This is a genomic window from Priestia sp. YIM B13552 (assembly GCF_042787775.1).
GTDB classification, from domain to species: Bacteria; Bacillota; Bacilli; order Bacillales; family Bacillaceae_H; genus Priestia; species Priestia megaterium_E.
The window spans coordinates 1,155,626-1,182,128 of the sequence record NZ_JBHZOU010000002.1; the positions used below are offsets into that span (position 1 = coordinate 1,155,626).

General features: G+C 38.3%; 22 protein-coding genes, 1 tRNA gene and 1 riboswitch. Of the genes, 6 read left to right on the forward strand and 17 right to left on the reverse strand.

What is annotated here, in order from left to right:
- Positions 1–30 precede the first annotated feature (30 nt).
- The gene (locus ACFX40_RS11990; protein ID WP_028410462.1) at positions 31–1,365 is read left to right on the forward strand and encodes a cytochrome ubiquinol oxidase subunit I; all 1,335 of its coding nucleotides are present in this window, start codon (positions 31–33) and stop codon (positions 1,363–1,365) included.
- Between the two features lie 15 nt (positions 1,366–1,380).
- Complete coding sequence (locus ACFX40_RS11995; protein ID WP_060747083.1) at positions 1,381–2,418, forward strand: cytochrome d ubiquinol oxidase subunit II; 1,038 nt, start codon at positions 1,381–1,383, stop codon at positions 2,416–2,418.
- Between the two features lie 29 nt (positions 2,419–2,447).
- Here the strand turns inward: ACFX40_RS11995 and ACFX40_RS12000 are convergent, their stop codons facing one another.
- From ACFX40_RS12000 to ACFX40_RS12010, 3 genes are read right to left on the reverse strand one after another with little or no spacing between them, the layout of a single operon-like run.
- Complete coding sequence (locus ACFX40_RS12000; protein ID WP_028410460.1) at positions 2,448–2,906, reverse strand: flavodoxin; 459 nt, start codon at positions 2,904–2,906, stop codon at positions 2,448–2,450.
- Positions 2,907–2,921: 15 nt separating this feature from the next.
- A complete protein-coding gene (locus ACFX40_RS12005; protein WP_225049519.1) occupies positions 2,922–3,677 on the reverse strand; it encodes a hypothetical protein in 756 nt (251 codons plus the stop codon).
- A 54-nt stretch (positions 3,678–3,731) separates the two neighbouring features.
- Positions 3,732–4,013, reverse strand: a complete 282-nt coding sequence (locus ACFX40_RS12010; protein WP_013059557.1) for a DUF2325 domain-containing protein — start codon at positions 4,011–4,013, stop codon at positions 3,732–3,734.
- 207 nt (positions 4,014–4,220) lie between these two features.
- Here ACFX40_RS12010 and ACFX40_RS12015 point away from each other — a divergent pair, with 207 nt between their 5' ends.
- A complete protein-coding gene (locus ACFX40_RS12015) occupies positions 4,221–4,379 on the forward strand; it encodes a DUF1540 domain-containing protein (protein ID WP_013059558.1) in 159 nt (52 codons plus the stop codon).
- A 66-nt stretch (positions 4,380–4,445) separates the two neighbouring features.
- Positions 4,446–4,649: a hypothetical protein gene (locus ACFX40_RS12020; RefSeq protein ID WP_013059559.1), complete on the forward strand. Its 204-nt coding sequence runs from the start codon at positions 4,446–4,448 to the stop codon at positions 4,647–4,649.
- 29 nt (positions 4,650–4,678) lie between these two features.
- Here the strand turns inward: ACFX40_RS12020 and ACFX40_RS12025 are convergent, their stop codons facing one another.
- The 8 genes from ACFX40_RS12025 to ACFX40_RS12060 form a co-directional block, all read right to left on the reverse strand.
- A complete protein-coding gene (locus tag ACFX40_RS12025) occupies positions 4,679–5,722 on the reverse strand; it encodes a ribonucleotide-diphosphate reductase subunit beta (RefSeq protein ID WP_013059560.1) in 1,044 nt (347 codons plus the stop codon).
- A 16-nt stretch (positions 5,723–5,738) separates the two neighbouring features.
- Positions 5,739–7,982: a ribonucleoside-diphosphate reductase subunit alpha gene (locus ACFX40_RS12030; RefSeq protein WP_028410458.1), complete on the reverse strand. Its 2,244-nt coding sequence runs from the start codon at positions 7,980–7,982 to the stop codon at positions 5,739–5,741.
- A 133-nt stretch (positions 7,983–8,115) separates the two neighbouring features.
- A riboswitch (cobalamin riboswitch) is annotated at positions 8,116–8,301 on the reverse strand.
- A 279-nt stretch (positions 8,302–8,580) separates the two neighbouring features.
- Entirely contained in the window at positions 8,581–9,684 is a 1,104-nt protein-coding gene (gene menC, locus ACFX40_RS12035) for an o-succinylbenzoate synthase (protein WP_028410457.1), read from the reverse strand.
- A 3-nt stretch (positions 9,685–9,687) separates the two neighbouring features.
- Positions 9,688–11,151: an o-succinylbenzoate--CoA ligase gene (locus ACFX40_RS12040; protein WP_377238715.1), complete on the reverse strand. Its 1,464-nt coding sequence runs from the start codon at positions 11,149–11,151 to the stop codon at positions 9,688–9,690.
- An 82-nt stretch (positions 11,152–11,233) separates the two neighbouring features.
- Positions 11,234–12,052 carry a 1,4-dihydroxy-2-naphthoyl-CoA synthase gene (menB, locus tag ACFX40_RS12045; protein WP_013085280.1) on the reverse strand — a complete coding sequence of 273 codons (819 nt, stop codon included), beginning with the start codon at positions 12,050–12,052 and terminating at the stop codon, positions 11,234–11,236.
- A gap of 16 nt (positions 12,053–12,068) precedes the next feature.
- The gene (gene menH, locus ACFX40_RS12050) at positions 12,069–12,878 is read right to left on the reverse strand and encodes a 2-succinyl-6-hydroxy-2,4-cyclohexadiene-1-carboxylate synthase (RefSeq protein WP_028410455.1); all 810 of its coding nucleotides are present in this window, start codon (positions 12,876–12,878) and stop codon (positions 12,069–12,071) included.
- 3 nt (positions 12,879–12,881) lie between these two features.
- Positions 12,882–14,636: a 2-succinyl-5-enolpyruvyl-6-hydroxy-3-cyclohexene-1-carboxylic-acid synthase gene (gene menD / locus ACFX40_RS12055; RefSeq protein ID WP_377254987.1), complete on the reverse strand. Its 1,755-nt coding sequence runs from the start codon at positions 14,634–14,636 to the stop codon at positions 12,882–12,884.
- A complete protein-coding gene (locus ACFX40_RS12060; RefSeq protein WP_098333432.1) occupies positions 14,623–16,044 on the reverse strand; it encodes an isochorismate synthase in 1,422 nt (473 codons plus the stop codon). The genes menD and ACFX40_RS12060 overlap by 14 nt, the downstream gene beginning before the upstream one ends.
- Positions 16,045–16,395: 351 nt before the next feature.
- Between ACFX40_RS12060 and ACFX40_RS12065 the strand changes: the two genes are divergently transcribed.
- Positions 16,396–17,148 (forward strand): TraR/DksA C4-type zinc finger protein, encoded by a 753-nt coding sequence (locus ACFX40_RS12065; RefSeq protein WP_377238709.1) that lies wholly within the window; start codon positions 16,396–16,398, stop codon positions 17,146–17,148.
- A gap of 93 nt (positions 17,149–17,241) precedes the next feature.
- Entirely contained in the window at positions 17,242–18,039 is a 798-nt protein-coding gene (locus ACFX40_RS12070) for a TIGR00266 family protein (RefSeq protein WP_013059569.1), read from the forward strand.
- Between the two features lie 38 nt (positions 18,040–18,077).
- Here the strand turns inward: ACFX40_RS12070 and ACFX40_RS12075 are convergent, their stop codons facing one another.
- The 6 genes from ACFX40_RS12075 to ACFX40_RS12100 all read right to left on the reverse strand — a co-directional run bounded on the left by ACFX40_RS12075 (position 18,078) and on the right by ACFX40_RS12100 (position 26,406).
- Positions 18,078–20,489, reverse strand: a complete 2,412-nt coding sequence (locus ACFX40_RS12075; protein WP_377254990.1) for a glycogen/starch/alpha-glucan phosphorylase — start codon at positions 20,487–20,489, stop codon at positions 18,078–18,080.
- A gap of 13 nt (positions 20,490–20,502) precedes the next feature.
- Complete coding sequence (gene glgA / locus ACFX40_RS12080; RefSeq protein ID WP_377254993.1) at positions 20,503–21,933, reverse strand: glycogen synthase GlgA; 1,431 nt, start codon at positions 21,931–21,933, stop codon at positions 20,503–20,505.
- The gene (locus ACFX40_RS12085; RefSeq protein WP_028410450.1) at positions 21,930–22,955 is read right to left on the reverse strand and encodes a glucose-1-phosphate adenylyltransferase family protein; all 1,026 of its coding nucleotides are present in this window, start codon (positions 22,953–22,955) and stop codon (positions 21,930–21,932) included. Before ACFX40_RS12085 ends, glgA begins: the two co-directional genes overlap by 4 nt.
- Before the next feature lie 22 nt (positions 22,956–22,977).
- Positions 22,978–24,129, reverse strand: a complete 1,152-nt coding sequence (locus tag ACFX40_RS12090) for a glucose-1-phosphate adenylyltransferase (RefSeq protein ID WP_377254997.1) — start codon at positions 24,127–24,129, stop codon at positions 22,978–22,980.
- Entirely contained in the window at positions 24,080–26,041 is a 1,962-nt protein-coding gene (glgB, locus tag ACFX40_RS12095) for a 1,4-alpha-glucan branching protein GlgB (RefSeq protein WP_060747076.1), read from the reverse strand. Before glgB ends, ACFX40_RS12090 begins: the two co-directional genes overlap by 50 nt.
- Before the next feature lie 293 nt (positions 26,042–26,334).
- Positions 26,335–26,406 (reverse strand) — tRNA-Glu (locus ACFX40_RS12100).
- Between the last annotated feature and the right edge of the window lie 97 nt (positions 26,407–26,503).

Here is a 26,503-nt window from a genome sequence, read left to right on the forward strand (position 1 = left end):
CAATACTTTACTGGAAAGGTTGAAAAATGAATGGATCATTTAGTTACTGCACGTTCAATGTTTGGCCTGAACATGGGAGTACATATCATTTTTGCCACCCTTGGTGTCGGCATTCCTCTCATGATTTTATTGGCTGAAATTCTTTACTACAAAACAAAAGATAAAGATTATGAACTTATGGCACAGCGCTGGACAAAAGGAGCTGCCGTCCTGCTTGGAGTCGCTATTCCTACGGGAACAATTGCTGGTGTACAACTAGCGTTGCTTTGGCCAGGTTTTATGGAAATTGTAGGAAAAGTAATGGCTCTTCCCTTTCAAATTGAAATTTATGCTTTCTTTATTGAGGCTCTGTTTCTCTCTATTTACGTATACGCAGCGGACCGTATTTCTCGAAAAATGAGGATTATCAGTCTGATTTTAGTAGCAATAGGAGCACTTGCCTCTGCCGTTTTAATTACCAACGTGCATGCATTTGAAGGAACACCTGCTGGCTTTCGAATTTTAAATGGAGACATTGTAAGCGTAGATCCTTGGGCAGCTTTCTTTAATCCGAGCTTCTTTGTAACGTCCGGTCACGTAGCCGTTTCTGCTTATACAACTGGAGGCTTCGTCATTGCTTCAGTCGCTGCCTTTAAAATGCTTCGTGCGCGAAAACATAATCCAAGAGAATATAAGTTTCATCATAAAGCGCTGATGATGGGATTAGTAATCGGCGGGATTTTCTCTTTTGTAACGGCTTTGAATGGACATGAATCTATGCAAAAAGTATACGAATATCAACCCGAAAAACTTGCAGCAGCTGAAGGTCTATTTGAAACACAAGATCATGCACCATTAGCTTTAGGCGGATTTACAGATGAAAAAGAACAGCGAGTCAAGTATGGAATTGAGTTTCCATGGATGCTCAGCTTCTTGTCGGGTAATAGCTTTAATACAGTGATTACTGGACTCAATGACTTCCCTAGGGATTATTGGCCGCCGCTTTTTGTGCATACCTTGTTTAACGGTATGGTCATTATCGGATCGATTTTAATTTTCGTGGCGCTAGTGGGCGTTGTTTGGTATAAGTTTTTAAAGAAGAAAAGCTTCCCGAAAATTTTCATGTGGGCATTTGTCGCAACGGGCCCTCTCGCGATCATGGGCATTGAATTCGGATGGATTTTTGCATGTACCGGAAGACAGCCCTGGGTCATTTACCGCATCATGCGTACATCAGAAGCAGTTACCACTTCTGCTAATTTGCATATTTTATTTTTTTTATTTTTGCTTGTTTATATCGTACTCGTGGCCGCAGTCGCCCTTGTACTGGTGTTTTATTTCAGAAGAAATCCGCTTTCTAAAGAGCTTGCTGCGCAAGCAGATTAAAAAGGATGTGAGAATATGGGTGATTCATTACTAGCAATTACCGTAATATGGGGCTTCATTTTTATCTATGCCGTAATGGGAACGATGGATTTTGGAGCTGGTTTTTGGTCGATGGTATATATTAACCGTACGAAAACAAATGCTACAGATGTAGCAAACAGATATCTATCGCCTACTTGGGAAGTAACCAATGTATTTATCGTTGCGATTGTGGTTGCGCTGTTTAGCTTTTTTCCTCGAGCTACATTTACGCTTGGAACAGTGCTACTAATACCGGGAAGTATCATTTTACTTCTCTTATCTATTCGAAGCGGATTTTTAGTGTTTTCACACTATGCTAGCAGCTTCAAATATCGGAGAGCGTTGGTTTATGTATCCGGTATCTCTGGCGTATTAATTCCTGCTTTTTTAATCGCGGTACTGCCAGTAAGTCAAGGTGGATTTATTGATATAATTGACGGCACGCAGCGATTAAATTTAGCAAAAGTGTTTTCAAGTCCGCACGTCTATTCATTTATTGGTTTTGCCATTACCTCTTCCCTGTTTCTTTCGTCTCTTTTATTAGCAGATTACTCGAAGTCATCTGACGAAATGGAAGCTTATGCGGTCTATCGGCGCGATGCGCTCATTACAGGACCTCTTTCACTGCTAATGGCTATCTTTATTATGATTACAATGCAATCAGAAGCCAGCTGGTTATATGATAAAATGATGCAGTTTAAGCCTCTTCTTTACGGATCTGTAGGTCTATTTGTAGTAGCTGGTATTGCTCTGCTGCTCCCTTCTCAAAAAGGAAAAGGCATGCCTCGTTTAGCCGTGGTATCCATTATCCTTCAATATTTCTTAGCAAGTTACGTATACGGACGAAGTCATTTACCTTATGTTGTCTATCCAAACGTAACGATTGAGAATGGATTTACACATCCCGATGCGTTTCATTCTTTATTTATTGTGTATATTGTTGGTTTTGCTATTTTATTTCCTGGATTCTTTTATTTCTGGCGTCTATTTATGAAAGATAATAAAGAATACAGCAAAAAGAAGCCATATTAAAAACCCGGTCAGCACTTGACCGGGTTTTCTTATGAAGCAGCAGATTTTGCTACTACTTCAGCAAAACCTTTAGCAAATACCTTACATTTTTCTACATCTTCTCCAAAGGGAGAGAGCTCGATTTTCAAACCGGGAACGGCTATATTTCCGTTACGTTCCTTTATTTTTTCTTCAATTAAATCAACTGCTCCGCAAAAAACATCATATGATGAATCACCTGAGCCAAATACAGCCATCTGTTTCTGACTGAGATCTATATCATCCATTTCCTCATAAAGATCTAAAAAATCATCTGGCAGCTCTCCATCTCCCCACGTATAAGCTCCAAAGATAATAGATTCCGCGGATACAAGGTCAGAAGCATCGATGTCATATACTTCTGCTCGTTTCACATGCAATCCATGCTTGACTAATTCTTCTTCGATCAAATCGGCTATCGCTTCTGTGTTACCTGACATACTCGCATAAGCTAGTAAGATTTCCTTCATGTAAATAACGCTCCTTTACACCAGCAGTGTTGGCCGCACATCCCTTTCTTCAGCACATTCTTGTTGAAGAGGACAGTTTTCACACTCACTGGATGCATAATTCTTTTGAAAATGTTTTGGTTCCATTAACACACTTTTGACAATATGTAGTTGAAGTATGGCTTTTTGATAATCGTCTGGGGCAATATGATAAGTTGTTGTTTCTCCAGTTAATAATGAATAAAAACGAATTTGTTCAGGAACCTTTTTAAAAGCTTGTTTCGAAAAAACGATAATAAAGTCTTTCATTGCGTTTTTCACTTCTTCATGGTCATCTAGAATGAATTTTGTTAGCGTATAAGATTTCTCTGTCCATGCAGCAAAATCAATGGTTAGAGAAAGGTTGCTTTGAATTTCTTCTACATAAACGCTGTATTTCTCAAACACAAAAAGCGGTAGTTCCACATGTGCTTTTTCCCCTAAAAACCTTAGTAAATAATCGCTTACTTTAGCTAACACATCGTAATAGTGAACGGGTGATGAAAACATATTTGGCTTTAGGCGCCAATATTTTTCAATAAGCTGTAAAACATAGAGGTTTGAGCGATACTCAACTGGCTTGCTATAGTATGTTTTAATGATTTGATGGACAGTTACTTGAACTAGCTGTTTCCAATCTATAGATGTTTTTTTCAAAAGAAGCTGCTGCTGATAAAATTTGTACGGACATCGAATAAATTGTTCGATGTGGTCGTTAGAGAGTGTCTTTATATGCACTTTTATCGGTTCCACCTATGTCTCACCACCCTAATTGAAATTCATTCTCAATAATAAGTAAAAATTAAATCATGAAATCTGCTCAATCACTTTACGAATAGCACTCCATGAATGTTTGACGAAATAAATTGGTTTTTTTTGTTTTTTTGCTTTCTCTTTAATGACTTTTGCCATATTGTGATTAATAAAATCCGTAATAACTAATACGAACCCAATATGTTCGGGTATTTCTCGCTTCACCATATTGCTTTTACGGCCATCTAAATGAATGACTTCATTAAACCCTTCTCCCGCTAAACGATCTGTAATATGCTTTAACCTGTCTCCTCCTACAACCATAACTGATGACATGTTTGTTCCCTCCCAATTAATTATTCATTTAATGATTTGCCAACAACTTGTATCCTTTACTATATACACAGTTTAATTGAGAATGATTCTCTTTGTCAATGTTTAATTGATAAAAATTCTCAATTAAAATGAAAGTCTACCACCTTTCTTATAAGTTAGTTGAATTTTGACCATACTATAGCTATCACATACAAAGGAGGGTTAACGTTGGAACAAAACATTCTTTGTGAAGTAAATAACTGTCACTTTTGGAAAAATGGAAATCACTGCAGCGCAGAAGAAATTTACGTGGTAAGTCATAGCGGAAAACATGCAGCAAGCAGCTATGAAACAGACTGTAAAACGTTCAAGCCAACTGAAGCGTAACCCGCAAAAGGACAGCCTCTGGGTTGTCTTTTTTCTCTCTTCAAGATCATAAAAAAGGAGACTAATATGAAAACTGAACAACTGATTCATTTTTTTAAAGAAGAAGCCATAAAAGCAAATGAACAAACCTTTCCAATCTATGTACAATCGTTTACTCATTTATGGACATATAAATGGGGAACACTTGAAAACATTCCAGAAGAAATTGATGACTTAATTACCACACGTGCGTTAGAACTTGGACTTATTCACTTAAAAAAAGCTGACTAATCAATAAGGAAATTAGTCAGCTTTTGTGTTTATAGATCATCAAATCCATTCGCATCTGATGCTTTTGTATATTGTCTTGATTTCTGTTCAAAGAAATCCGTTTTCCCTAAATCTACCTCTTGATAAGCAATAATCCAACGAAGAGGATTTTCAATCGGTGCTTCTGGGAAAGCAGCTCGGCCGAAGCCTAATTGATTACAGCGTTTATTAGCCATGTATTCAATATACTGCTGCAGTTCTTTCATCGTGATGCCGTCGAATTTTTCTCCGATAACAGATTCCGCCCATTCAATTTCAAGACGAGCTGCCTCTTGGAACGTTTCAACTACAAACGTTTCTAGCTCTTCCGTACGATAAGCTGGATTTTCATTTAGTACTTCCTTGAAAATCTTTTCAAATAACCCAACGTGAAGCTGTTCATCACGATTGATATAGTTAATCATCGTAGATGTCGCCACCATCTTTTGATTTCTAGCAAGATTATAGAAGAAAGCAAATCCGCTATAGAAGAAAAGGCCTTCTAAAATAACATCATATACCATAGACTTCAAAAAGTTTTCAACCGTTGCTTCTTCGCTAAATGCTTTATATCCGTTTGTAATAAAGTCATTTCGAGCGCGAAGCTTTTCGTCTGTGCGCCAGTATTCAAATACTTCATCTTGTTTTCCTTTTGGTACAAGACTTGATAAAACATATGAATACGAATGATTATGAACCACTTCTTGCTGCGCTAAAATAATCATTAGAGCATTAATCGAAGAATCGGTTACATAGTCAGCTACTTTGCTAGCATAATCTGATTGAATACTGTCCAGTAGCGCCAGCAAGCCAATAATTTTTAAAAAACTCTCTTGTTCGTCAGCCGTTAACTGAGGGAACTGCTTAATATCTTGACCCATATTAATTTCAAACGGCGTCCAGAAGTTAGCTAGCATACGCTTGTATTTAGGGAACGCCCATGAAAATCGGACGTCATCCCAGTTTAGAATATTTGAGCTCTTGCCGTTGATGATTCCTGTCGAACGGTTCGGAGCTGTTTCGTTCATTAATTCTCGTTTTAACATGCTTGTCATCAATTATTCACTCCTTTTAACTATGACAGCTTTCACATTCTTCAATGACTTCACTTGATGTTGAACGTACGTAGTAGGTCGTTTTTAACTTTTCTTTCCATGCCGTCATATGAAGATCCAGCAGCTCTTTTGCTCGGATATCATTTTGCACATATAAGTTGAATGAAATGGATTGATCAATATGGCGCTGGCGCTTGGCGTTTTGCTTAATGCTCCAGTGCTGATCAATTAAATAAACGGACTTATAATACCAGTTTGTTGCTGGTGATAAATCCGGTGCCGTCACCGGGATTTTATAGTTTTTCTTTTCCTCTGAATAAAACTTACGGAAAATCGGATCAATACTTGCAGTAGAACCCGCGATAATAGATGTTGATGAATTAGGTGCTACAGCCATTAAGTAGCCATTTCTTATCCCATTGTTTTGAACTTCGTTACGCAGTTCACTCCACGCTTCGCTTGTGTATTTACGTGTTTCAAAATAAGCGCCTGACTCAAAATCTGAGCCTTTAAATAATGGATATGCACCTTTTTCTTTAGCTAAGTTCATGCTTGCCTGTACGGTTAAGTAAGCGATTTGCTCATACAATTCATCGCAATATGCTACCGCTTCATCTGTTTCCCATGCTATTTTCTTTAAGGCAAGCAAATGGTTCCAACCAAATGTGCCAAGCCCTACTGCGCGGTACTTTTGGTTTGTTAGTTTTGCTTGAAGTACCGGCAAATCATTTAACTCAATAACGTTATCAAGCATGCGTACTTGAATTGGAATTAAACGTTCAAGCACATCTTCAGTTACGGCTCTCGCTAAGTTGATAGAAGAAAGATTACATACAACAAAATCGCCCGGATTCTTTGTAATAATAATTTTTCCGTCTTCCGTAATTTCCTCTGTTACGACCGTTGTGCTTTGGTTTTGCGTAATTTCTGTACATAAGTTGCTGCAGTAGATCATGCCCTCGTGGCGGTTTTGATTAGCTCGGTTAACCGTATCACGATAGAACATATAAGGCGTCCCCGTTTCAAGCTGCGAAAGCATAATGCGCTTGAAGATTTCAATAGCAGGTACTGTCTCTCTTGAAAGCTGTTCATTATTTACACACTCAGCGTAACGAGTGCGGAACGAACCGCTGCCTTCTTCTTCATCATAAAAATCTTCTAACGAGTAGCCCATCAGCGTACGAACTTCGTGAGGATCGAATAAGTGCCAGTCTTCACGTGCTTCTACTTTTTCCATAAACAAATCTGGCAAACATACGCCAGTGAATAAATCATGCGTGCGCTGGCGTTCGTCACCATTGTTCAACCGCGCGTCTAAGAATGAAAAGATGTCTTTATGCCATACGTCTAAATATACGGCAATAGCCCCTTGTCGTTGACCTAGCTGATCGACACTTACAGCCGTATTATTTAGCTGTTTCATCCATGGAATTGTTCCTGATGATACGCCTTTAAAACCTTTTATATCACTTCCTCGGCTTCTAATATGACCGAGGTAGACACCAATTCCGCCTCCATTTTTACTAAGCGTGGCCAAATCTGTATTGCTATCATAAATACCGCGTAAGCTGTCATCAATCGTATCAATAAAGCAGCTAGATAGCTGTCCGTAGCTCTTTCCTGCGTTTGAAAGCGTTGGTGTGGCAACCGTCATATATAGACTAGAAAGCGCCCAGTACGCTTCTTTTACTAATGCTGTTCGATTTTCTTTCTTTTCTTGAGACATCAGCGTCATAGCAATGATAAGAAAACGTTCTTGCGGTAATTCGTATACGCGCTTATCATGTGATGTCGCTAAATAGCGATCTGCTAATGTCAACAATCCAATGTATGTAAATAAACGATCGCGTTCAGGAATAATGACTGAAGCAATTTCATTAATTTCTTCTTCTGTATATGTTTTTAATAGCTGTTTATTATAAATGCCGATTTTTGTTAGTTCTTGAATAAGCTGATAAAACGAACCGTACTTCTCTTTTTTATCATAACCTCGGTTGTCCGCTGCTTTTCGATATAGTTCGTTTAAGTAGACGTCTGCCGCTACGTACGTCCAATCTGGTTCTTCCATTGAAATACGCTCTAAGGCTGCTAAAATTAGGACGTTTGCAACCTTTTCGTCCGTCATATTTTCCTTTACTGTAACAGTTTGAATAACCTTTTCCTCATACAAAGAAAAATCAAGCTGCGTAAATTCATTTTTTAAACGTTCAATATATGCAGTTAATTCATGTAGAATTGTAGGCTTTAATGTATTCACCATAAATATGGCTCCTCTCTTCACTTCAAAATAAAAAATCGCTCACCGTACCTCGGTGAGCGAATAGAACGAAGATAGAAGAAGACACTAAGTCTTTTCTCAATCCTCGCTCTACCCTCTCACCTCCCGAAGAAGATAAAACGACATAAAAAAGGCAGGTCTCCTGACTTATGCTTCTTTTTACTTTAAGGCCTTCCCATGATGTTTACTCACAGTGGATCTCCTTATTTCATCAGCATTCACAGTTGCGGGGACAGCTTTGGATTTTCACCAAATTCCCTTTTAAGTCTTTTTATCAGACACCTTTTTCACTGGAAAACACAAAATATAGTATTTTATTATCGATTTCAAAACAACATATTGTGTTATGTTATAAACACATTATATAGGACAACTTAGAAAACTATCAACCTATTTTCAAAAATAATTTTGTTTTTTACGATAAAACTCTTCGACTTTTTTCATCAAACTATTCCATCATAACATGTTTTGACACGCTTGATAGAACAATGTGCTCTTTTTAAAAAATTTGTCCTATTTTTCTACTAAACATTGACAACCTCAATAAAAAAAACCGTTTTACATAAAAAACGGTTTTTAATTATTGGTATTCTTTTTCAAATGCTGTGATTGTTTTGATAAAGTTTTTATCGATATCGTATCCTATCCCCGGTTTTCCCTTCACCTTTATTACTCCAGCTTCTACCTCTACTTCGGGCTTAATAATATCTTTTTCCCAATAGCGAGATGACGCAGAAATATCACCTGGTATCGTGAAAGAAGGCAATGTCGCAAGGGCGATGTTATGAGCTCTTGAAATCCCGGCTTCTAACATTCCGCCAACCCAAAGTCTTACACCATACTGGGCGCACAAATCATGAATTTGCTTTGCTACGGACATTCCGCCAACTCGACCGATTTTCACATTGATAATCTTACAGCTTCTTTGTTCAATTGCATGACGTGCATCTTCATAGCTCACAATACTTTCATCTAAGCAAATTGGCGTCTGCATTTGCTTTTGTAACAATCGATGATCAAGGATATCATCAGAACTTAACGGCTGTTCGATCATCATTAAATTCAATTCATCTAGTTTCTTCAATGAATCACTATCGCTTAACGTATAGGCTGAATTGGCATCAGCCATAAGAGGAATGCTTGGAAATTCATCTCGAATTTGTTTCAGTAGCTCATAGTCAGCACCCGGCTTAATTTTCACTTTAAAGCGCTTATAGCCATCTTTCATGTAAGTCTTTATTTGTTCTTTCATTATGGAAATATCATTTAAGCCAACTACCACTCCAGCTTCTACAGCAGACCTTACTCCTCCAATTACTTCAGATAACGGTTTGTTCTGCCGCTTTGCATACAAATCCCATACAGCACAGTCTAAAGCTGCTTTAGCCATGTTATTTCGCTTTAGAGGTTTGAATAACTTTTGAACATCCTCTGGTTTTTGAAGCTGCTGATGAAGAAGCGAGGGAATTAAAAAATCGTCTAACATATGAAAACACGTCTGAATCGTTTCTTCCGTATACCAAGGAGATGAAAAAGCAACTACTTCTCCCCACCCTGTAAATCCTTGTTCATCTTCTACTTCAAGCAAAATCAATTCTCGATCCTGCACTGTACCATAGCTTGTTGAAAAAGGAGAAAGAAGCTTCATGTCAATTTTATAAAGATGTACTTTTTTTATAATCATCGATTAGCTCCCTTTCTGTATGAACGATGATAGCTTCCGGCGTATGATTTTATTAGAAGCCGTTCGCGGCAGCTCCTCTACTCGAACGAAATACTTTGGAAGTTTGTACTTTGCTAAAAATTGTTGAATGTGTAAAGATAATTCTTCATCTGAAACGTCTTCGTTTACAACAACACATGCAGCTGGCACTTGTCCCCATTTTTCGTCAGCTACTCCCGTTACACCGGCCTCTTTAACAGCGGGATGCTTCAACAAAACATTTTCAATTTCAGCTGGATATACATTTTCTCCACCTGAAATAATAAGGTCTGAACGTCTGTCTAACACATATAGAAAGCCTTCTTCATCCACTTTCCCGATGTCTCCTGTATAGAACCAGCCTTGTTGAATTGCTTTTTCAGTAGCTTCAGGTTTATTTAAATATCCTTTTGTAACATTTGGACCTTTAACAATAATTTCTCCTGCTTCGCTGGTCTCATTTCCTTTTTCATCTACAATTTTCATTGCACATGGAAATAATGGTTTACCTGCTGATCCCAGTTTTCGCAAACTATCTTCAGGTGAAAGCGTAACGAACTGTGAAGATGTTTCTGTCATTCCATACGTTTGATAAACAGGAATTTCTTTACTCACACAAGCCTCTAAAATAGTAAGCGGTGCAGGTCCTCCTCCTAAAAGCATGCATCGAAACGTATGCGGATATTTCCGTTCCCCTAACTCATCGAGCATGTTGGACAGCATGGAAGCGACAACCGAAATAATCGTTACCCCTTTGTTTTCAATCGCTTCATTTACTGCTCTTGCTTCAAACCGTTCTTCTAAAATGATTTTCATTCCGTAAAAGACGCTCCGCATTAAAATAGATAAGCCGCTAATATGAAACAAAGGAACCGCTATAAGCCAGCAGTCTTTTTCATTTAACCCTAAATTAAGCGCTGAGCCAACGGAACTCCACCAGTGATTTCCATATGTCTGCAGCACTCCTTTTGGATGACCTGTTGTTCCAGACGTATACATAATGGTGAATGTGTCCTCGAGATTCCATGTTTTTTGAAAACCTGTTTCTGCTTCTGGAGAACTTTTTAAAGCAGGTAAAGTAAGCTGAGTAATGGAACTTTGGAATTCTCTCATTAAAAATGTTTCATCCGCAATAAGCAACGACACGTTTGCATCTGTTAGCTGATAATTAATTTCTTCATTTGTCAAACGCGTGTTGACGAGCAGCAACCGGGCGCCAATATAAGAAACCGCATGTAAAATCTCAATAAACTCCACTCTATTTTTCATGTATAAAGCAATGGTATCGCCTTGCTTTACACCGTTAAACGAAAGCTGCTGTGCTACTTTTTGAACACGTTTATGAAGCTCTTGAAACGTAAGAGACGTTTGCGGTGTTTCTACCGCCACTCGATTTGGCGTCAAATATGCTCTTTGCATAAGCCCATTAGGAATCGTTTGGCTACTCATGAATTTCTCTCCTTTTTATACTGATTAACTAAATTAAATTGAAAAAACAGCCTGATGATAATCACCAAGCTGTTTCAGCTGTTTAAGGGAAACGTGGGAACTGTTGGAAGTCTGGATTGCGTTTTTCCTTAAATGCATCGCGACCTTCTTTTGCCTCATCGGTTGTGTAATAAAGAAGCGTTGCGTCACCCGCAAATTGCTGGATACCAGCTAAGCCATCCGTATCAGCATTAAATGCTGCTTTTAAGAAACGAAGAGCGGTTGGACTTTTTTCTAACATCTCTTCACACCATTGAATTGTTTCAGCTTCAAGCTGTTCTAATGGAACGACCGTGTTTACTAATCCCATGTCTAGTGCTTCTTGAGCGTTGTACTGACGGCATAAGAACCAGATCTCACGCGCTTTCTTATGACCTACGATGCGAGCTAAGTAACCAGAGCCATATCCTGCATCGAAGCTTCCTACTTTAGGACCTGTTTGTCCAAAGACTGCGTTATCCGCTGCAATTGTTAAGTCACATACAACGTGAAGAACGTGGCCTCCGCCAATTGCATAGCCTGATACCATCGCAACAACCGGCTTTGGAATTACGCGAATTAAACGCTGTAAATCTAGAACGTTTAGACGTGGAATTTCATCTTCTCCTACATAGCCGCCGTGGCCGCGAACTCTTTGGTCTCCGCCTGAGCAAAATGCTTTATCCCCAGCACCTGCTAATACAATTACTCCAACGCTTGCATCGTCACGAGCATAAGCAAATGCATCGATCAATTCCATTACTGTTTTTGGACGGAATGCATTGTGCACTTCCGGACGGTTAATCGTAATTTTAGCGATTCCGTTATATGTTTCGTATAAAATGTCTTCATACTGACGTACTGATGTCCATTCAACTGTCATCTTTATTTCCTCCTAATTATGTAGTAGCTAAGAACTCACTTACTATTCTACCAAAAATCTCGGGTTGTTCCACGTGAATTGCATGGCCTGTCCCTAAAATAATTTTAGAAGTAGCATTTGGTATTAATGTTTGCATTTCTTTGGAAATTAAACAAAACTTTTGATCTACTTCTCCTGTAATAAGCAAAACCGGCATCACCAGATCGTCCAGCTTCTCCCAAAGGGACGGCTGGACTCCTGTCCCCATTCCTTTCAAACTGTTGGAAAGGCCGATCTCTGTATGAGAAAGTCTTTCTTTACGCACCGCTTCTTGGACATGACGAGGCAATTGCTTTTGAGAACGAAAAAGAGGGATTTCCTCCCAATAGTTCACAAACTCTTCAATCCCATTTTTCATAATGCGGCTCGCCAGCTGTTCATCTTTTTCTTTTCTTAGCTTTTGTTCTTCTCGTGTTTTTAAACCAGGCGATGCGCTTTCTAATAACAACTTTTTCACAAGGTGTGGATATCGCTGAGCAAATGAAAGAGCAAGTCTTCCTCCCATCGAATATCCGATTACATTCACCTGTGATAGAGATAGCTGTTGAAGCAGCTCATGCAGTGCTTCAACAACTGCTTCCATTGAATATGGTTTGATTTCTTTCGGAGCTGCTGATTGGCCATGACCAATAATATCAACAGCAATCACCTGATAGTCTTTAGCGAATTTCTTCATAAGGGTACGCCAGGTTTGAGAAGAACCGGTAAAACCGTGAAGCAGAAGCAGCGGCTCTCCTTTCCCCTCGGTGTGCACATAGTAAGATACACCACTTAATTGATACATCATTGCTTATTCCTCACCGTTTGACAAATTTATTTCCTCGGAAACAAGTTTCCACAAACTGCGATGAGTCTCTACATTTTCTGTACGAGTTGTACGAATCTCTACAACATGCAACCCGCCTTTTGCGAAAGCATGGTTCATTGCATGTCGAAATTCTTCCCAGCTGCTTGCTGAAGAAAATGTGCCATCATACAGACGAGTCGCATGCTCAAAGTTTAATCCAGTTGGCGTACCGAATAAAAATTCAAAGTGCTTTTCTTGTTTTGACTGCGGTAAAAATGAAAAAATTCCTCCGCCGTCATTGTTAACTAGCACAACGGTTAAATTTAAATTATGCATTTTAGCTGCCAAAAGACCATTTAGATCGTGATAAAACGATAGGTCACCAATAAATAAAACGGTGTGATCGTAAGCCGTGCTTACGCCTAGAGCAGACGAAACTACACCATCAATTCCATTTGCACCCCGATTTACAAAGAGTGGAATCTCTTTTTCCGTATTTAAGAAGAAAGAATCAATATCTCGAACAGGCATTGAATTTCCAGCAAACAAAGCCGTGCCTTCAGGTACTACATCAACAATTTCTTGAACTACTTGTCCTTCGAACCATTCCTGGCCAGAAGTTAATGTTCTTAAAGCCTTTACAGTTTGAGCATTAATCTTTTTCCACAGACTCAGCCATAAAGTAGATTCCTCTTGATTCGCTGAAAGACGTTTGATCAGTTCTTCACAAAATAATGTCTCATCGGCTTCAATCATCACTGTTGAACGCAAAGTAGGATCTCTCCAGCCTTTACCTTGGTCCACTACAAACATTTCTGTCGGCTCGTGTGCTTTCAAAAATTGCAATAGCGGTTTTGATACAGGCATCGCGCCAAAACGAATGACAACTTCCGGGTAAAAACGCTCATCAACCTTATCACTTTTTAAAAATGTATCATATGTCTCTATTACATTTTCTTTTGAATGCTTGCCGCTTCTTAATTGTGATAACGGATCTGCGAGCACTGGAAAGCTTAAAGATTCAGCTAAACGGCATACGCTGTCTACTGCTTTTAAAGACATTTGATCTCCGCATATAATAAGTCCTTTTGTTGTTCCTTCTAAGCGCTTCGCAATTTCTTCGAAACCTTTTTCAGATAGAGATGCTTCTCCATGAATAGCAGACACATATGATTTACCGCGTTTCCCTTGACTCCATAAATCTTCAATAGATAAATCTGGTACAATCGGTTCACGTAAAGGTACGTTAATGTGTACAGGACCGCTCGGTATAGCTTGAGCTGTATGAACAGCCCTTGAAGCTACTGTTCGAATATAACGATTCATATCTCCACTTTCTTCTGGTAAAGCTGTATCTACAAACCACTTCGCATATTGACCGAAAAGATGATTCTGATTAATGGCCTGCGGGGCACCTATATCCCTTAACTCATGCGGCCGATCCGCTGTGATCACGACTAAAGGAATGCGTGAATAGTGAGCTTCAATTACTGCAGGATAATAATTCGCTGCAGCTGTTCCAGATGTACATACAAGCGCCACTGGTTTTTTCTTTGCTTTTGCTATTCCTAGAGCAAAAAAGCCGGCGGAACGTTCATCAATATTTAAGTGCACATGAATATTAGGGTGCTCAGCCATAAGCATCGCAATAGGCGTTGAACGTGACCCTGGACTGACCACTACTTCTTCAACATTTGCTTCTACTAATTCATCCACGAATGACGCAATATACGTTGTTAATGATTTAATGTGTTCCACGCATAATCCCTCCTAAAGCTGAAAGCATCGGGTTGAATTTAATTCTTGTTTCTTCATATTCACTTTCAGGCGTAGAATCTGCTACAATTCCACAGCCCGCAAATAAAACGGCTTCTTTCTGCTGAATAACAGCGGAGCGGATTCCTACTATAAACTCACCGTTTCCGTTGATATCCATCCATCCTAAAGGAGCTGCATACCACCCTCGGTCAAAGGATTCTAGCTTTCGAATAATAGGCAGGGCCTCCTGTTGAGGATATCCTCCTAGCGCTGGTGTTGGATGGAGCTTTTGAATAAATGAAAATAGCGTCACATCTTCCTTTATACGTCCTTTAACAGGTGTATACAAATGTTGAATATGCTTTGTTTTATATAAACTTGGCTTACTTGGAATTTCTACTTCATAACAGTAAGAATTCATCGCTTCTTTAATCATATGAACAACAACATCGTGTTCAATTAAGTTCTTGGGATCTTGAAGCAATTCCTCACCTAGTTCGTGATCTTCCTGCCTTGTCTTTCCTCTTGGAATCGAACCCGCTAAACATGTGGAAAACACATAATCTCCTTGTTTTTGCACTAGCCTTTCTGGGGAAGCGCCGATAAAATGCTGATGCTCTCCCTCTAAAATATATGTGTAGCTAGTTGGCTGTTCCTTTAACAGACGCTGAAGCACGTATTCAGTAGAAATATCTTCATTAAATTTTACTTTTAATTGACGAGCAAGAACCACTTTCTCTATAGCCTGTTGCTTAATTAAAGTAGTAGCTCTTTCAATATTTCCTTTAAATTTCTCTACCCCAATTTCCTCTTTTTCCAACAGCAAAGGTGAAATATGAGATTCCCCGTCGTACTCTTCACAAAGAACAAGTTTTTGGACCTCTTCGAAATAATTGATGTGCTTTTTAACAGAATCTTGTCCTTTAACCATCATATTAACGGTAAGATATCCTTCTTTGTCTACCTGGGTATATAACACAGTTGGAATCATAAATTTTGAACTCGGGAAATCACTCCAATAGTTTTCTCGATACTGATTTGGGTCAAATGAAAATCCTCCAAATAAAAGAGGACCTGTCCCATCAGGGAAAATTTGGTTATTTTTATAAAAGTCTTCTTTTATAAAGCGCTTCCATTCGTTTTCAATGTGGAAATAACGTTCTTTTGCCGCATTGGTGCAAATAGTATGCGCATATCCTAATCCAACAAATGTATAATAACTGTTGGGATCTTTCCAAAAAAAGCGTTCTTTATAAAACTGGTCATGTCCGTTCGCATAAAAAATAAGGGGGTCAATAGGTCTTACTTTTTTCACTAAACTGACCAATTTTGGCTGATTTTCATTTTTTGCACACTCAATCGCATCTTTAATGTATTCTTGTACTAACTGTTCGGTCGTTGCAATCACACTACGTCCCCCCGTTCATCTTTTTTCTTAAGCCTGTAACTAACTTATTATAAACTTTCAGTTCAAAAAAATCTAGCATCGTGATTCACGAGAAAAAATTAATTTCGCTTGTCTAAATTATGCCTTTTCATTAAATGAATCAAAAATCTTTATGATCTATTTAGTACTCCTTAGACCTCGAGAACGTTATTTTTATCATACCCTTTTCTATAACCTTTAACTTTCTTTAATTTCCCACTCCTTTTCTCTCTTAGCTTCATGAATACCCCAAATACTCCTAATATGAATCGTGTTTTTTTGAATTTTTAACACATACTACAAAAGCACAATAAATTTTTAAGGGGGAGCTTCATGACACTTTCAAAACAAGAAATCAGTCAGTTAAAACAAAATTTACAACAGCAGCAGGCTGATATTCAATCGCACTTTGACCAAAATGATCATTTTGGTCTAACTCGAAGCGACGCTCACGACGCTGTAGGAGAACTTTCAAGCTACGATAACCACCCTGGTGACACAGCCACGGAAACATACGAGCGTGAAAAAGACCTTGCACTAAATGAACATGCAAAACAAGAGCTACATGAAATAGAAGAAGCCCTTCAGGCAATCGCTCACAGCACGTATGGAACATGCAAAGTATGTGGAGCAGATATCTCGTTTGAAAGACTTCAGGCTGTACCAACTACTTTATACTGTAGAGAACATAGCCCATCACAGGATATTCCAAAGCACAGACCTGTAGAAGAAAATGTTCTCCATCACCCATTTGGTCAATACGACTATGACGATACCGAAACGACAGGATATGACGCAGAAGATTCTTGGCAAGACGTTGCGCGTTACGGGACGTCTGAATCTCCTTCTGATTTTATAGAAGATACGTCTAACTATAGTGAAACCTATATTGAGGCAGATGAAGCTATTGGGTACGTTGAAGATTATGAAAACTTTGCCGCTACCGATTTATATGGACAGCCTCTTCCTATTTACCCTTCAAAAGAGCATGAGCGATATGAAAATGCACTGGATGAAGAAGGTAAAATGACCATATTTGGAGATTTACCGGCCTATGAGAAAGATCCATACACTGAAAAGGAGTAGTTCTTCATACTACTCTTTTTTCTATTTTTGGTAGGAGCTATAGGAGATGACATCGAATGAATAGGAGATTAGAATTATAATGAGGTGAAAATGATGAATGCACATGAAATTGATTATAAACTGTATGGAGATGACATGCAGTTTGTTGAAATTGAATTAGATCCTTCAGAAAGTGTTATAGCAGAAGCTGGGGGAATGATGATGATGGAAGATGATATTGAGATGGAAACCATTTTTGGTGACGGTTCTTCCTCCAACAGCAGCGGGCTTTTTAATAAACTAAAAGGAGCTGGGAAACGCGTATTAACTGGCGAAAGCTTATTTATGACAGTATATACAAATAACGGATATCACAAACGAAAAGTATCTTTCGCTTCACCTTTTCCAGGCAAGATTATTCCTGTCGATTTAGAGCAGCTCGATCATAAAATCATTTGTCAAAAGAGCTCCTTTTTATGCGCTGCCAAAGGCGTATCCGTTGGCATTGATTTTCAAAAAAAACTAGGAACGGGCTTCTTTGGCGGTGAAGGTTTTATTATGCAAAAATTAGAAGGTAATGGCTTGGCATTTTTGCATGCAGGCGGGACCATTCATAAAAGACAGCTGCAGCCAGGTGAACGCCTTCGTGTGGATACTGGGTGTTTAGTGGCCATGACCCGTGATGTAAACTACAACATCGAATATGTAGGGAAAATTAAAACAGCTCTGTTTGGAGGAGAAGGCATGTTTTTTGCTACTCTGTCAGGACCAGGAACAGTTTGGATTCAATCTCTTCCTTTTAGCCGACTAGCCGATCGCGTTTTATCAAGTGCAGTTTCGCCAACGGGAGGGAAAGGTGAAGGCAGTATTCTTGGTTCTTTAGGTGATTTCTTAAACGGTGACAACAGATAAAATAAAAAAGGTGTAGTCTTTGACTACACCTTTTCTATTTATTGATTTAATAAATTTTTAGTGGAGTGAATTCCCCAAATATCAGATGCATATTCCTCAATCGTTCGATCACTAGAAAAAAAGCCGGAATGTGCAATGTTCGTCGCACTCATTTGAAGCCATTTATTTTCATTTCTATAAGCTTCGTTTACTTTTTGCTGTGCCGTAACGTATGAGTCAAAGTCACGGAGTACATAGTATTCATCATTTTGCATTAATAATGAATCATATATAGGCTCGAATAAGTCATATGTGTCTGGTAGGAAGCCGTTTGTAAGCTGCTCGAGCACTTGTCGAATCCGCTTATCATGATGGTAATAATCATAGGCACGGTATCCCCCATTTTGCTGATAGCTCAACACTTCTTCGGCTTTTAATCCAAAAATAAAGACATTATCTTTTCCTACTGCCTCGCTAATTTCGACGTTCGCTCCGTCCAGCGTGCCAAGAGTTAAAGCTCCGTTCATCATGAATTTCATATTTCCCGTTCCCGAAGCTTCTTTGCTGGCGGTTGAAATCTGTTCACTGACATCCGTTGCAGGAAAGATATACTCAGCAAGTGACACCCGATAGTTTTCTAAAAAAACGACCTTTAAAAACGGTGATGTTTGTGGATCATTATTGACAACATCAGCTACAGAGTTAATTAGCTTGATGACTTTTTTTGCATAATAATAGCCGGGAGAAGCTTTCGCACCAAAAATAAATGTACGAGGAACGATTTGAAAATTAGGGTCTTCTTTTAATCGATTGTACAAATACATAATGTGCAGCACATTTAAAAGCTGTCTTTTGTAAGCATGAAGCCTTTTAACCTGTACATCAAAAATAGAATTAGAATCTATTTTAATTCCCGTTTGCTCTTGAATAATATCCGCGAGCAGCTTTTTACGCTGTTGTTTTACTGTTTTTAGTCCTTGTAAAAAACTTGGATCTTCCACATACTCTTGGAGCTTTATAAGAGAATGCGGCTGTTTAATCCATTTATCTCCTATCACCTCGGTAATAAGGGAGGAAAGCTGCGGATTAGCTTTTAACAACCAGCGCCGGTGGGTAATTCCGTTCGTTTTATTGTTAAATTTAGCAGGATAAAACTGATAAAAATCTTTCATTTCTCGTTCTTTTAAAATATCAGTATGAATCTTTGCCACGCCGTTTACTTTATAACTTCCCACAATTGCTAAATGAGCCATCTTTACTAACCCGTGCGCTAAAATAGCCATATTTTCAATCCGCTGCCAGTCTCCTGGATATGCTTCCCATAATTCTTTACAAAAGCGTTCATTAATTTCTTCAATAATCATATACACGCGTGGAAGCAAGGGTTGAAATAAGTCAATCGGCCATTTCTCAAGAGCTTCAGAAAGAGTCGTATGATTTGTGTATGATATGGTATTGGACGTAATATGCCATGCATCTTCCCATTCCATTTTTTCTTCATCCAGTAAAATTCTCATTAGCTCAGGAATCGCAAGTACAGGATGCGTATCGTTAATATGAATGGCTACTTTTTCGTGAAAGTTTGTAAGTGTTTGATAGGTATTTCGATGTGCTTTGATAATACTTTGTAAGCTAGCTGACACAAGAAAATATTGCTGTTTCAATCTTAATATTTTACCATCTTCATGTGTATCATCCGGATATAAAAATTCTGATACAGCCTCTGTTTGACGCTTATACTCCATCACATCTTTATGTACTGGAAATGATGAAGGCTCCGCATTCCAAAGGCGAAGTGTATTCACTGTATCTGTTTTATATCCGATAACCGGGATGTCATAAGGAACAGCAGAGACCGGTTCTCCTTTTACATGACGAAAAGAAAATTTTCCGTCTTCCTGTACCATTTCAACTTCGCCCCAAAAATTTACTTCGATAGCTTGATCTAATTTGCGTACTTCCCATGAATTCCCATGCCTTAACCACTGTTCTGGGAGCTCAATTTGAAAGCCGTTTACAATCTTTTGATCAAACAAACCGTGTTTATAGCGAATTCCATAACCGTGGCCAGGAAGATTAAGTGAAGCAAGAGAATCTAAAAAACAAGCAGCCAGCCTGCCTAGTCCGCCGTTTCCTAATCCCGCGTCTACTTCTATCTCTTCAATATTTTCAAGTGAAATATTCAGATCACTTAATCCTTCTTTTACAACTTCCCGAATTCCTAAGTTCAACAGATTTTGACCCAATAGTCTGCCTAATAAAAATTCGATAGAAAGATAATACACTTGCTTTGTATGTGAAGACCTATGAATTTCATTGGTTGAAATCCAATCGCTGCTAATATACTCTCGCACCATATTTCCTAATGTATGATAGTGATCTTGAACAGTAGATTCTTTAAAGCTCTTTCCATATGTCATTTCTAGCTTTTTTAAAAAAGCCTCTTGAAAGCTTTTTTTATCAGAGAACAATCTGCTCACCCTTTCACGATGGAGTAGATGTCAAATTTGAATACAATTGATTATATTTAAATGCCGATTGCCCCCAGCTATAATCCTGACTCATAGCATCCATCATTAATTTTTTCCATACATCTTTCTGGTGATAAAATGAAACAGCTCTTTCTAACGTATGAAGCATGTCATGAGCATTATAATTCTTAAAAGAGAAGCCATTTCCCTCTCCGCTATATTCATTATAAGCTTTGACCGTGTCATTCAGGCCGCCCGTTTCACGCACGACTGGAATGGTTCCGTATTTTAAGGCTATTAATTGTCCGAGTCCGCAAGGCTCAAAACGAGAAGGCATTAAAAATAAATCCGTACCGGCATAAACTTTATGAGCAAGTTCCTCATTAAAACCAATAATGGCTTTTACTTGTTGTGGGTACGTATCTTCCATCTCACGGAAAAACTGCTCAAACTCGTACTCTCCAGTTCCTAAAATAACAATTTGGGCCCCTAAGTTAACCGTCTCATGGAAAACGTGCTTAACTAAATCCAATCCCTTCTGCTGAGTTAACCTTGTAACCATCGAAATAATTGGAACATCCTTATTTTCTTCTAATTCAAGATAGCGCTGGAGCTCTTTTTTATTTTTATATTTTCCTTCAATCTCTTCTACCGAATAAGGATAAGATATAAGCTGATCTGCGTCTGGGCTATAAGCTTCTTCATCGATTCCATTTACAATCCCAATCAAATCTTGATTTCGCTGACGCAATAATCCATCTAAACTTTCTCCGTAATATGGCATTTGAATTTCATCTCGATATGTAGGACTTACCGTGGTAATTTTATCAGCTGATACAAGCGCAGCTTTCATAAAATTAATATTCCCATAAAACTCGAGCTGGCTTGTAGTAAAATAATAATCATTTAAATTTAATAACTCATATAAATTGCTCTTAGGGAAAATTCCTTGGAATTGCAAATTATGAATCGTAAAGACCGTCTGAATATGATCATACATATCATAATTAGCACGAAGTAAAAATGGAATCATAGCCGTATGCCAGTCGTGACAGTGAATAATATCAGGCTCATTTTCTAAAAATGGGATAGCTTCAAGCACAGCTCTGCTGAAAAAAGCAAATCGTTCAGCGTCATCGTAGTGCCCATATAAGCTATCTCTTTTAAAATAATATTCATTATCAATGAAAATATATTTAACGCCATCCATCGTTAACGATTCAATTCCGCAGTACTGTCTTCTCCACCCAACCTGCACATGAATAACTTTTTCAAGCACCATTTCATCTTGATAATCTTGAGGAATCGTTCCGTACTTTGGCATAACTACACATACGTTCGTTCCTAATTTTTTTAATTCTTTAGGCAGAGCACCAGCTACGTCTGCTAATCCTCCTGTTTTAATAAAAGGTACACATTCCGATACAGCAAATAATACATTCACGACTTCATCAACGCTCCTTGAGTTGTTCCTTTAGCAATGACTCTAGGTAGACCTGACTCACCTAGCAACGTTTCATTACTTCCTATTTTCACATCTTTGTCTAAAACAACATTTTCTAATACACTATTTTCTAAAATAATGCCTTTTTGCATCACAATGCTATTCTTAACGACCGTACCTTTTCCAATTTTAACGCCTCGGAAGATAATACTATTTTCCACATGCCCTTCAATCACGCACCCGTTTGCGATCATTGAGTTTTTCACAACCGCTTTTTTTGCGTAACGAGTAGGCGGTTCATCTTTTACTTTAGTGAAAACAGGACGTTCGTTGATAAATAACTGCTTCCAGACATCTGGAGATAAAATTTCCATACTTGTTTTATAGTAGGTATCTAAGCTAGAAATCTCAGCCGTATATCCATGGTGCTCATACTTTTCTACACGATGAGATTGTGCCATATATCGAACCATTTCTTTAATCGTATAAAAATCATGGGATTCATTTTGCAAAATATTAACTAGAATAGATTTATTAATAATATACATATTAAGCGATTTATCACCCTGCTTCATTTCAGTAATATCTGCATTTGAAGCAATATGACGTTGCAGCACGTGTTCAAAGTCAACTGTACATATCGTATAACTATTCGCAATTAATACGTATTCCTGCTTACTTCTTAAGAAATAATCAATATGATAACGGAACTGCGTGAATAGTGATGGACTTTCTAAGTGTAAATCACTGGTCATAGGAGGGAAGATAAACAATCCATCTCGCTTCCGATCCAAATCCCACTCTTTTCCTGAACCTATATGATCCATCAATGCGCGATAGCGATCACGAGGAAAAATGGCAACGCTCGAAATTCCAGAGTTCACCATATTAGAAAGCGTAAAATCGATTAATCGATAGCGTCCTGCAAAAGGAATGGCAGCAATCGATCTATAAAAAGTTAAAGGCTGCAGCGCTGTTGTGTTTGTACAAGCATCAATAATACCAAGCATTTGATTATTCAATGTCGTTCATCCTCTCTGTTCGTTAAATGCATTTAGCAACTGATTCAATCAATTCTTGAGTAACAAGAATTACTTCTTCGCTTCCTTTAGTCGGTCGAATAATAGTACCGTCTGGAACTTCAATATCCGATGGAACAATTGCGTTTTCAATATATACGTTAGAGCCTATCTTTGCAGTAGGCATGACAACCGTTTTCTTGACCTCAGAACCTGAGCCGATTTGTACACCTGGAAATAACACGGACTGCTCTACGTTTCCTTCGACAACGCACCCTTCATTTACTAATGACTCCACCACGCAGGCTTTTGGCGCGATATATTGAGGAGGCTGATTAGGGTTAACAGAGTATACTTTCCATGAAGAGTCAAATAAATTAAGCTCGTCTTTATCACATAACAAATCCATATTCGCTTCCCACAAGCTTTTTACAGTCCCCACATCTTTCCAATAACCTTGGAATGGGTATGCAATTAGCTTTTTCTTTTCATCTAGTAAAAGCGGAATAACATCTTTACCAAAATCATGGCTTGAATATGGATTGCGTGCATCCATTTCTAAATATTCTTTTAAAATACTCCATTTAAAAATATAAATCCCCATGGAAGCTAGATTGTTTTTAGGACGCTGAGGCTTTTCATCGAACTCCATTACGTCTAGGTCACTATTTGTATTTAAAATACCAAAACGGCTCGCTTCTTCCCAAGGTACTTCAATAACAGAAATCGTTACGTCTGCTTCTTTGTTTATATGATAATCAAGCATATTTTCATAGTTCATTTTATAAATGTGATCACCTGATAGAATCAGTACATACTCAGGATCATATTGTGTCAAATAGTTTAAATTTTCATAAATAGCACTAGCCGTGCCTTTGTACCACTTTACTCCATCTGACTCCGCGTATGGAGGCAATACCGTGACGCCACCATTCCGTCGGTCCAAATCCCAAGCGCTTCCAATTCCAATGTATGAATTGAGAACTAGCGGTTGATATTGTGTTAATACACCTACTGTTTCAATACCTGAATTTGTACAATTACTTAAAGCAAAATCAATAATTCGATACTTACCACCAAATGGTACAGCTGGCTTTGCTAGATTTTTTGTAAGCGAACTTAGCCGACTACCTTTTCCTCCTGCCAATAACATCGCTACGCATTTCTTTTTTAACATGTTGTTTTCTCTCCCCTCGTTTTCTCTTTGCTCGTAGTATACTAATGCCAAACGGCGGAATATTCATTTCAATGCAAAAAGGTTGGCCGTGAAACGATTCATCCACTGATTTTAATGCCTTTTTATTTACAATGCCTGAACCGCCGTACACTTCGTCATCACTGTTAATAACTTCAATGTACTCTGTCTCAACTGGAACTCCAACTTTGTAAGAATGATATGGATGCTCGGAAAAATTGCTAACAACTATAAAAATCTCCTGATTTTCTTTCGACTTACGAATAAAAGAGAAAATTTGTTGATGATGGTTGTTAACATCAATCCATTCAAATCCATCTGGATTATGGTCTAATTCGTATAAAGGCTTGCTTCTTTTATAAATCTTGATGAGATCCTTCATATATCCGTTAAGATTGCGATGCATGTCAAAGTCATAAAGCATCCAATCCAACTCCTCTAAATCTTTCCACTCATCAAATTGGCCAAACTCTCCGCCCATAAATAAAAGCTTTTTCCCAGGGTGTGCAAAGAAATATCCATATAGCAGTCGAAGCTGTGCAAACTTGCGCCAGTAATCACCTGGCATTTTATTAAGTAAGGATTTTTTCCCATGTACGACTTCATCATGAGAAAGCGGCAAAATAAAATTTTCGTTAAACGCATACATTAGGGAAAAGGTCATTTTATCGTGAAGATAAGGACGTCTTTCCACGCCAGCTTCCATGTATGTTAAAACGTCATTCATCCATCCCATGTTCCACTTATAATTAAAGCCTAAACCGCCCTCATACGTAGGTGCTGTAACAAGCGGCCAGTCCGTTGAATCTTCTGCCATCATTAATATCGTTTCATCAGATTCAAAAACAGCTTCATTTAACTTTTTCAAGAAGCTGACAGCTCCATCATTCACTGCTTTTCCAGAAGAATTTTGCCAATAAAGCATATTGGCTACAGCATCTACTCGAAATCCATCTATATGGAAGTACTCCAACCAAAATAAAGCGTTCGAAATCAGAAAACTTTGTACTTCAGGCTTTCCTAAATCGAAATTAGCTGTTCCCCAAACGTAGTTTTCACGATCGGGTTCTTGTTTGTATTCATAAGTAGGTTCTCCATCGAACATATACAGACCATGTTCATCCTTACAAAAATGCCCGGGTACCCAGTCTAAAAGAACCCCTATATTGTTTTGATGGCACTCATCTATAAAGTTCATCAACTCTTTAGGTGTACCGTATCGACTGGTAGCAGAATAGTATCCAATTCCTTGATATCCCCAGGATCGGTCGAGCGGATGCTCAATGACTGGTAATAACTCAATATGTGTAAAACCTTGTTCAGCAATATAAGGAATAAGCTCCTGTGCTAATTCACTATATGTATAAAGGCTGCCATCTTCATGAGTCCTCCAAGACCCTGCATGCAGCTCGTAAATACACAGTGGTCTTTCATATATATTTTGCTGTTTTTTCTTTCTACGCCAATATTGATCGTTCCATTTGTACCCATCCAATGAGTAAACAATAGACGCAGTGTTCGGACGCACTTCACTGAAGAAAGCGTATGGATCTGCTTTTAATTTTTTTTGATTGCTTTGTGTGATGATTTCATATTTATAAATAGTCCCTTGTTCTAACTCAGGGATAAATGTCATCCAAATACCTTCTTCATTAACTTTAACCATTGAATGTTGAAAACCGTTCCATTTATTAAAATCACCTACAACGCTTACACTCTTTGCATGAGGTGCCCACACGCAAAATCGTACGCCTTCAATTCCTTCTACCGTTACCTGATGCGCACCGAAAATAGAGTAACTGCGAAATAAGTTTCCTTCGTGATACAAATGAACATCAAATTCAGTAGGCTGAACCGCTAGATTCACTTTTGCCACCCCTTTAACTTCAAACATAATATACGCACATAATATATGCTTCTTACCACTCATTCCCTTTTACAGTAAAAACATAAACCTTTTCTACAAATATAATAGAATAAATGTTCTTTAAAATTACTCTTTATCCCATCCTCTTCATACTTTATTACTTTATGAATAATTCCATATGATATAGGGAAAATCCTGCTTAAAACTTACTTTTTATTCTGAAAATTCATGGTAATTATTCCTAACTATTATTTCTGTTTACTTAATCTTTAAAAAAGCGCAAATAAAAAAGGTTTGCATATATGCAAACCTTTTTGAGATGACCCGTACGGGATTCGAACCCGTGTTACCGCCGTGAAAGGGCGGTGTCTTAACCGCTTGACCAACGGGCCATATTTAAATTTAAAACGACTGGCGGAGAAGGAGGGATTTGAACCCTCGCGCCGCTTACACGACCTACACCCTTAGCAGGGGCGCCTCTTCAGCCAC